Raw genomic sequence first — 2,230 nt, forward strand, 5'->3', positions numbered from 1 at the left:
CGAACCTACCGACGACCTCTCGACCGTCCACTGGATTTGAAGTCCAGGCGCCACACCGGTGACGAAACGCTTCCTCGCTCTCGTGTAGTGAGGTTGACTAACAGGATGCTTTTGGTATCACAAGCGGATAATTGCAGGGATACGGGCTTTTTTCTATCTCGGAAATTTTGCTTGCCTTTTCAATTTGGAGATATAATAAATACCACTTGTGTCTCATTAGTGTATATCATGCCCTTTCCAGGGCTGGTACCTGAACTGAATTTATGATATGAAACATATCCACGTTTTTCAATGCATGCCGATGTCCCGGGGCAAAAAGCGAAAATGCTTTTTGGGTTCGAGATCATAACTCGACTTTCGGAGTTTATTTTGCTTTCAAAATTAGAACAAACATCCTGAAATAACTAATTTTTTACTTGAAGAGATCCTTGTTTTTTAGTATTTCTCTTGTTTCCACGCAATAGAATACAAAAAACAAGGATCTCAAATGCAAGATACGATTAAACCTATCGATTTGCAAGTTGTAAAGAATGAATGCGCCAACCGTATTGACTCTTTTTTTAAAAGATTCCGTATCGCGAGTGTTGCCAGCAACTCTCAAATAAAAAAATCAAAAGGACATTCAGCTGTATCCATTCTTCAAAGCATTTTTATACTTCCGTTCATTGGAAAAAATATCTACAGGAATATCGTCATCAACCCCGAACGTAAAATCAGTAAAGATGCAATATATGATTTTCTTCGTTCAAGTCGTTTTAGCTGGAGAAGATTCCTTTTGGCTTTAGGCTTTCAATCATATGAAATGATTGATGAACTGACAAATAAAGATCGTGATCCTGTGCTTATCTTTGATGATTCAACGATATCACGTCCGCGGTCAAAAAATGTCGAACTCTTGGCCAAAGTTTTTGATCACACAACAGGGAGGTATCTTAGAGGCTTCAGAATGCTCACCATGGCTTGGTCTGACGGGTCGACACTGTTACCGCTTGATTTTGCACTACTTTCATCGAGAAAAAAGAAACATCGATATCAAGAAGCTGCTAAAAATTTGGATAAGAGAACGTGTGGTGCCAGACGACGACAGGAGTCCATGACCAAAGCTACAGATTTGATTACCCCCATGATTGAGAGGGCACTACATGCCGGAATCAATGCCAAATATGTTCTCATGGATAGTTGGTTCGGAGTACCTTCCTTGATTGCCAAGGCGCGCGAGCACTTGCATGTCATCTGTATGGTCAAACGAACTCCGAAAATTCATTACATCTTCGAGGGCCAAGAACTCAACGCCATCCAAATTTACCGTAAAATCCGAAAACGCAGAGGAAGAGCAAAAATTCTCGCAAATGCACAAGTTCAGATCAAAGATGGCGGCATGGCCAAATTGGTCTTCGTCCGCAACCGAAGCAAAAGAGACTGGCTTGCATTGCTGTGTACGGATGAAAATCTTCCAGATGATGAAATAGTTCGTATCTATGGTCGACGTTGGGATATCGAAGTCTTTTTTCGGACAGCCAAACAACATCTTGAACTGGAAAAAGGATGCCAGAGCAGAGATTTCGATGCGCTTATAGCACATACCAGCATTGTTATGACCAGGTATATCTTTCTCTGTATAGAAAAACGTCGGGCAGAAGATCCCAGAACGCTGGGAATTTTATTTCACCACTTCTGCCAAGAGGCTGCAGATTGTACGTTGATTGAGGCGCTCGGAAAAATTCTCGGTGTGGTCGTAAAAAATCTTCATAAAATCGAAAACTTACCGGCAAATGTCCTTGGAAGCATTTTGGAACTAGTCCAAAAAAATATGGATAGTTTCGTTGGTGAAAAAGGACTTCTTGTCAATAAAAACAAACTATTAACGACTAATCGCTAACCCCGAAAGTCGAGACCAACAATATGTCCTGGCAACCGCAACCCATAAACGAGGAGAAACCGTTTTGAAAAAATCCCGCATGCGTCTGTTACTCGCCAGACTGTTCGTGTCTCTTGCCCTCTTTTGGACCGGCATCTCCCTGGCAGCCGATGTCCAGCCGTTAAGCGACAAAGAACGCCAGGAATACGCACTACTGAGTCCTTTTGAATTCAAAAACGAACTCGGTGATGCAGCCAAGGTCTCTGGCAAGCCAGTATACAATGCCGGAAGGGGCAATCCGAACTTCATCAATACCAGGGTGCGCTACGCATTCAGCATGCTGCACCGCTTTGCACTGGACCAGTCTCTGGC

General features: G+C 42.7%; 1 protein-coding gene and 1 pseudogene. Both read left to right on the forward strand.

The window, feature by feature from the left end; genetic code table 11:
• Positions 1 to 487 precede the first annotated feature (487 nt).
• Positions 488 to 1,879, forward strand: a complete 1,392-nt coding sequence (locus ACRXB1_RS34895) for an IS4 family transposase (protein WP_449494636.1) — start codon at positions 488 to 490, stop codon at positions 1,877 to 1,879.
• Positions 1,880 to 1,943: 64 nt separating this feature from the next.
• A pseudogene (locus ACRXB1_RS34900) lies at positions 1,944 to 2,230 on the forward strand (hypothetical protein); the annotation flags it as partial.

It is taken from the genome of Caballeronia sp. M23-90 (genome assembly GCF_053574605.1).

Bases quoted from the DNA above. Each gene is read 5' to 3' on its own strand.
- ACRXB1_RS34895 (WP_449494636.1), top strand. From the start codon at position 488: ATGCAAGATACGATTAAACCTATCGATTTGCAAGTTGTAAAGAATGAA.